Below are 6,334 nucleotides of genomic sequence, written 5' to 3'. Positions count from 1 at the left end.
TGCAGTCGCTGTTTGATCTGCGCCACCACCTCACCATATGGGTCCGGTTGAGACTTGCCCGTATTTTCCTGCCCAGCCTGAAGTTCGTCTGCTGTTTCCCGGGACATCAGTTTACTGCTGCTGCTGCTGAAAGAACGAAGTGAGGATATAAATGATTTTTTTCCGCTTTCAGGACTGTGCAGCAGGCGCAGGGATTCGAGCTTTTCCGGCTCGGTAATTCTGGTCAACATGGTCATCTGATCGCCGGAAAGACCAACCACCAGCACTTCGTCCGCCACATCCAGAAACATGATTTGCCGTTTCATCCCGATGGGTATGGTCTGAAGAATCCTGACCAGGCTGCCATCAGGAGCATTTCCAGTTTTCTGCAACATTTTTTTTACCGGCCGGTAACTGATCAATATCAGGGCAATCAACGCCGCCAGAGAGGCAAATATTCTTATTCCGGGATAGAGAAGTCCCGCACTTTCCGGAACAGCAATCTTTTCAACATTTCCAGGACTTTCTTTGCCTGCCAGCAGGGAATTAATCCTCTCCATTTTCGCTGAATTATCCGTCAGCTTCTCAGTTTCCCTTTTTGATTGATCCGGATAAATTTCCGGAGTGGCGCTCAGGGAAACTGCCCGGTATGGCTTCATAATTGAAATAATTATTCTTCGACCAGCGGTTTGAACTGCCAGATACTTTTTTAAAAGAATGCTTTCTTGACGTTTTTCAAACTGCCAGTAAAATTTATTATTACGATGTTTCAGACCATAGCCACTGACCCATTCATCATCAAAACGCTGATAAACCAGTGCCGGGAAATCCGGTTCGATATCAGGCAGAGACAAAATCACCTGGTTGGCTGATTCGATAAAATGCGGCTGAATTTCCGGAACCGGCTGACGGATAGGAATGGTAAAAATCATTTGCTGCGGCCCAGAGGTAAATATCAGGTCTTCATTTTGTACCGCCGCTTCAAGCCGGGGAGAAAACAGACAGCAAAACAGTAATACTGTCAAACAGACCATCCACGAGCAATATGATTCTCTCATCGTAATCTTGGAAAAAGTCTGCCAACAACTTATTGTCATCCATTACTCCCCAATGTTTAAGGGTTACAAATCTTCAGACGCAACATTTTTACTAAGCCGAGCGTCACTTTAACTTCTCAATCCTTTCAATAGGACTGATAATATCCGTTAGACGGATACCAAATTTTTCATTCACCACCACCACCTCACCACGAGCCACCAGTTTATTATTAACCAGGATATCCAGTGGCTCTCCGGCCAGTTTTTCCAGTTCAACAACTGAGCCCTGACCCAATTGCAGTAAATCATTGATAACCATTCTGGTCCGACCCAGCTCCACCGATAACTGCAAAGGAATGTCAAGAATAAAGTTGATATTATCCGGCAAATGCCGACGCTGCTCCTCATCCAGTGCTGGCAACAGACCATCCTTATTATTGTCGGAATCCATTGCCGGCTCTCCGGATTTTCCCGGCCGGGCTTCTTCCTTGATCATCTCCCGCTGTTCATCCAGATCCGACGCCACATCATCCCAGGAAATTTCATCTACCATGTCGGCAGCGGTCTTCTCAGCTGCACCTTCAGCTTCCTTGCCGTTATTCTCTTCCAGCTCCTGTTTCACTTGATCAAACAAGTCATCGGCCATTATCTGTCTCCATTAATTCCTCTGGTTTTTTTAGTAATTTTAACGGCTTTAGATCCCTTGGACAATCCGGCTGTCCCCCTGAATTTATCAATCTGCTCCAATTTCAAGCGCATGGGCTCGGTCGCATCCTGTTGCAAGGTCATAGTATCACCAACCTTCAGCTCCAGAAGTTGCCGGGGCGTCACCATCGTGGTCCCCAGAACAGCAGCCAGTTCCACGTCAACCATGAGCAAACGGTCAATTAACCGCTGCAGCCAGGTAACGTCAACCTCCAGCCGTTCACTTTGAAAACCGGCATATAATTTATTCCGCATTGGCTCTACCAGAGAATAGGGAATACAAACAGTAATTGCTCCCGAAAACTCTTCCATTTCCAAATTATAAGTTGAGAGTATAACCACATCACTTGGCGGCACTATGGTCACAAACTGGGGATTAATCTCTGAACGGACGAAACTGAATTCCAAATCATGAATGGGATTCCAGGCTTCTTCCATACAAACCAGCGCCGCCTCTACCACCTTTTTGATAATACGTTCTTCAATAGAGGTAAAATCCCGGCCTTCAATTTTGACCGTATCCCGACCGCTGCCGCCAAAAAACATGTCAATGAGCGAAAACACCAGTTTACTTTCCACCACCATCAGGGCCATACCCCGCAAAGGCTCCATTTTAAAAAGATGGATACTGGCCGGAACCGGAATCGTTTTCAGAAATTCCCCGAATTTCATCATATCGGTCACCAGCGGAGTGACATCAATGACCCGATGGAGCATCGCTGAAAGGGAGGCCCGAAAATTCCTTGAGAACCGCTGATTAATAATTTCCAGGGTGGGCATTTTACCCCGGATAATCCGTTCCTGGCTGGTGAGATCGTATTGATGGACATCCTCATCGGTAACCGAAATATCGGTTTCCGTTTCAATCTCGCCTTCATTAACCCCCTGTAACAGGGAATCTATTTCATCTTGAGTCAGTACCTGGCTCATGTTTCCTGTCTCGGATGCTATTGCACCACAAATTCTTCCAGATAGATTTTGGTTATTTTACCGGTAATAAGAAACGTGTTTACCCGCTTGATGATTTCTTCCCGCAGCAGGAATTTCCCTTCCATTGAATTTACCTCATCTGAGGTTTTGGAACTCAGGAGGGTAAGGATGACATCACGGATCTGCGGTTGCCTTTTTTCTACTTCTTCCAAAAGCTCATCACTGCTCAATTCCAGTTTCATACTCACTTTCAGATAACGGCGTCCCTTGCCATCGGCCAGGTTCACCACAAATGGTTTCAGGGAAAATACCGGCAGAATTTCAGGTTTTTTATTCTTTTCCGCTTCTATCTTAGCCAGCTCTTCCGCTGAAGGTGGCTTAGGCGCCAGGAAAAAATAATAGACGCCAAAACCACCACCACCCAGAAGCAAGAGGACAAACACCAAAATAATGATTAATAATTTCTTTGATTTCTTTTTCCCCTCTTCCGGGACTTCAGGATTTTCACCATCAACTTCATTTTTTGCCATCATCTGACTCCTTTAATAATATCCTGAATTAAGCTATCAGCTTTTAGCACTTAGCTATTAGCTCAATGATTACAAGATGTTTAATGTTATACATGTCCACCCGATGGGTGTTGTTACTAATTAACGTAAGGTCCTGATTATTAAAGGCTAATTGCTAATCGCTAATCGCTCATTTCAGGAATATATCAAACCTGCCGTTATCATTTTACAATATGATCCGACTGTTGTTTTTTCAAGCTGGAATGCCAGCCGGCCAAACGCATAACAACCCGGCGATTACTTGCTCGATGTTCCGGAGTATCATTATCCACCTGGGGCCGGTCAGGACCAAAAGCGCTCAGTGCCAGTCGGGATTGTGCCACTCCCCGCCCCTGCAATTCTCTGGCTATCACATCACCACGTACCGAAGCCAGAATCCAATTATCGGGAAATTTTGCCGTATGCAGGGGGAAATTATCCGTATACACCTCAATGAATAATTTTCCCGGCTGTTTCGCCACAAATCCAGCCAAATCAGCAATCAGGATTTTTCCCGCCGGTTTCATGGTAGCGTCCAAAGTCCCGAAAAGAAAATCACTGACAATGGTAAGATTCAGATCATCATTAATCACCGAAGCAGCCAAACAGGCGCCGGCGGAACCGGCTTCCAGATCATCCAGTAATTTAGACAGCGACGGAGACAATTTACGCAGGGCGGCTAAATCAGCTATTGAACGAGACTTTGCCACCGGACGGACAATCAGCCTCTCTTTTTTCTCCAGCGACTGGACACTGCCCCCCATGTTCAGAACCCCAAGCGAATAAGGAAAGGCGCCAAACATCTTTTTAAAAACTTTTTTATCCATGGAAGACATGGAAATCAAAAGCACAAAGAAAGTCAATAAAAGAATCAGCAGATCGGAGAGCGTCACCATCCAACCATTATGTTTTATCAGCCTTTGAGTTCTTGTTTTCCGCATCCGTTTCATTCTTTCATCCCGTCAAAAGGCTGGATAATAATAGCGGCAGCCAACCGGAAAATTATTTACCGGAAAGAGGTACATTAAAATCCCTGAAACGATAATATCGTTCACTTTCCATCTCCTGGCTGGAAGGAATTATTCCACCCCGGATCTCAATCTCCACCCGCCGACCGGAGGCAGACCCGGAGGTATCACCAGTCACTTGGGCAGTTCGAGCATAACCGGCAACCTTTATGGCTGCAGAATTGACCCCTCCATGCTGTACCAGATGGCGAAAAACCGAAGTTGCCCTGAGGGCCGCCAGAGATAAATTTGAAGGTATCGGATTCCCGGGTTTTATGGGGACAGCATCACTATAACCCTTAACCGTCAATTGCACATTTTCAAGCGGCCGCAGGATATCAGCTATACGCAGCAATACCTGTTTCCCGGCCGCCGATATCTGAAAGGAGCCAGAAGAAAAAAGGAGTTTATTCTGCAGATCAACGGCCACACCATCTTTCAGCTGCCTGACCTTAACATCATCAACTATCCCCCGCCGCATCAGAAAGTCATGCAAGGCTTCATCCATGCTTTCAGCGTTATCCTGCAGCAGTGACGGCGGCTGCAAAAGACGGCTTCGCTGGTCTTTAGAAACGTTAAATCCGCCCGGCATCATGCCAAAACTGCCCAGCAGGGAATCAAGGGCTACGAGACGTCGCTGATTATCAACAACCGCAAAAGAATACAGCAGGATAAAAAAAGCCAGGAGAATCATGCTCAAAGCCGCCAGCAGCACGACAAAGTTATTATCTTCACCCTGTTGCAACATGCCCCGGTATTTCAATTTACGATTTTTCATCCCTGAAACCATCTATTCCTCCCGTCTCAGGCGCTGGGGAAGAAAAGCCTCCAACTTATGCTGCATGATCCTTGGATTCTCTCCGCGGGCAATGGACAGTATTCCTTCAAGAATCAGTCCTTTGGCAAAAAATTCCTGCTGACTTTTCCGCCTTAGTTTACCTGCCAGGGGTAAAAAGATGAAATTGGCCAGAATAGCACCATAGAAAGTCGTCAGCAGAGCTATGGCCATTGCCGGTCCGATTTTGCTCGGATCATCCATGGACTGCAACATCTGCACCAGACCAATCAAGGTACCAATAAGTCCCATGGCTGGAGCCAGATTTCCCATACTGGTTAAAACATCAGCCCCCAGTTGGTGTCGCTCACGGGTATAATCCACATCAATAGTCATAATTTCTTCAATGGAAGCAGAGTCCAATCCATCCACCAGCAAACTCAATCCCTTGCGCATGAACGGATCATCAGCGTTCATACTGCCTTCCTCTAAGGCAAGAATTCCGCTTTTACGCGATTTCCGTGAGAAATCAACCAATTCATCAATGGTATCCCAAACCGAAAATGTTTTCTCGAAAAAAGCATTCTTCACCACTCTAAAGATGCCGACGACCTCCAGCAGGGGATAATTAATAAATGTCCCCCCCAGGGTGCCACCCAGTACAATCAGCGATGAAGGATAATTCCAGAAAACGCTAAATCCACTGCCGGTTGCAATGGCCAGAAAAACCAGAGAAAAAGCGGAAACTATGCCAAGGATCGTTGAAAAATCCATGTTCTCTTCCTTTCTTAACTTACAGATGCAAAACACATACCCAAATTAATATTCTCCCAACCCTTTATTTATCGCTGATTTGTAATATTTCTTGAGCAGAAGAAAGTCAAATTTGACCCGGATTAAGGTCAGTTTTTTGACGATAAGGGAAAAACAACAAAAAAGGGAGGGCTATTGGCTGTCTTGAGAAATGAGAATTTTGGTCAGAATGCAAGGCTGGCGTAATCGTATAATTTCAACTATCTACGATCCGCGGAGGCTTTCGTAAATATTTTTGCGGAATATCAGGTGAGAATGATGGCTAATCAGGCAAAAAAACCATTTTTTGAAGCCCAAATTAAGCAACTAGTACCTTGCTACTGAAAATCTGCCAAAAAAAACAAGAAATTGTTAAGTGCTTCACGGGTTCTTTGCCGTTAGGCAAAGGTCCCGATGAAGAAACTTATGCAAGGCTCGGGAACACATTCAGGATGTTCGGGCTTGGCTCATAGCGGTAGTGGCCGCCAAACGAATCACACGATGTGATTCGCGGCGGACGCCTCGGAAGCCGGCCATGGACGGCCGGCGAGAATGAGCGAG

At 45.9% G+C, this 6,334-nt stretch carries 7 protein-coding genes; all 7 read right to left on the bottom strand.

From position 1 onward, the window contains the following. The coding region (locus tag U9P07_00330; protein MEA2107855.1) for a flagellar biosynthetic protein FliO at positions 1–1,076 on the bottom strand (1,076 nt) is incomplete at its 3' end. A 64-nt stretch (positions 1,077–1,140) separates the two neighbouring features. Beyond that, the gene (fliN, locus tag U9P07_00325; GenBank protein MEA2107854.1) at positions 1,141–1,662 is read right to left on the bottom strand and encodes a flagellar motor switch protein FliN; all 522 of its coding nucleotides are present in this window, start codon (positions 1,660–1,662) and stop codon (positions 1,141–1,143) included. Next, entirely contained in the window at positions 1,662–2,651 is a 990-nt protein-coding gene (gene fliM / locus U9P07_00320) for a flagellar motor switch protein FliM (protein ID MEA2107853.1), read from the bottom strand. The genes fliN and fliM overlap by 1 nt, the downstream gene beginning before the upstream one ends. Positions 2,652–2,668: 17 nt before the next feature. Continuing rightward, positions 2,669–3,184, bottom strand: coding sequence for a flagellar basal body-associated FliL family protein (locus U9P07_00315; GenBank protein MEA2107852.1), 516 nt, complete (start codon positions 3,182–3,184; stop codon positions 2,669–2,671). Positions 3,185–3,381: 197 nt separating this feature from the next. Beyond that, positions 3,382–4,149 (bottom strand): flagellar motor protein MotB, encoded by a 768-nt coding sequence (locus U9P07_00310; protein MEA2107851.1) that lies wholly within the window; start codon positions 4,147–4,149, stop codon positions 3,382–3,384. 52 nt (positions 4,150–4,201) lie between these two features. After that, positions 4,202–4,996, bottom strand: a complete 795-nt coding sequence (locus U9P07_00305) for an OmpA family protein (GenBank protein ID MEA2107850.1) — start codon at positions 4,994–4,996, stop codon at positions 4,202–4,204. Beyond that, complete coding sequence (locus tag U9P07_00300) at positions 4,997–5,755, bottom strand: MotA/TolQ/ExbB proton channel family protein (protein ID MEA2107849.1); 759 nt, start codon at positions 5,753–5,755, stop codon at positions 4,997–4,999. Positions 5,756–6,334 lie beyond the last annotated feature (579 nt).

The organism is Pseudomonadota bacterium, assembly GCA_034660915.1.
In the GTDB taxonomy this organism is placed as follows: Bacteria; Desulfobacterota; Anaeroferrophillalia; order Anaeroferrophillales; family Anaeroferrophillaceae; genus DQWO01.
The sequence above is the reverse complement of the archived record's forward strand: the minus strand, read 5'-3'. Positions and strand labels throughout refer to the sequence as shown.

What these genes read in the sequence shown, in the direction of transcription:
- fliN (MEA2107854.1), bottom strand. Translation starts at nt 1,662, where the DNA reads ATGGCCGATGACTTGTTTGATCAAGTGAAACAGGAGCTGGAAGAGAAT.
- fliM (MEA2107853.1), bottom strand. Translation starts at nt 2,651, where the DNA reads ATGAGCCAGGTACTGACTCAAGATGAAATAGATTCCCTGTTACAGGGG.
- U9P07_00315 (MEA2107852.1), bottom strand. Translation starts at nt 3,184, where the DNA reads ATGATGGCAAAAAATGAAGTTGATGGTGAAAATCCTGAAGTCCCGGAA.
- U9P07_00310 (MEA2107851.1), bottom strand. Translation starts at nt 4,149, where the DNA reads ATGAAACGGATGCGGAAAACAAGAACTCAAAGGCTGATAAAACATAAT.
- U9P07_00305 (MEA2107850.1), bottom strand. Translation starts at nt 4,996, where the DNA reads ATGGTTTCAGGGATGAAAAATCGTAAATTGAAATACCGGGGCATGTTG.
- U9P07_00300 (MEA2107849.1), bottom strand. Translation starts at nt 5,755, where the DNA reads ATGGATTTTTCAACGATCCTTGGCATAGTTTCCGCTTTTTCTCTGGTT.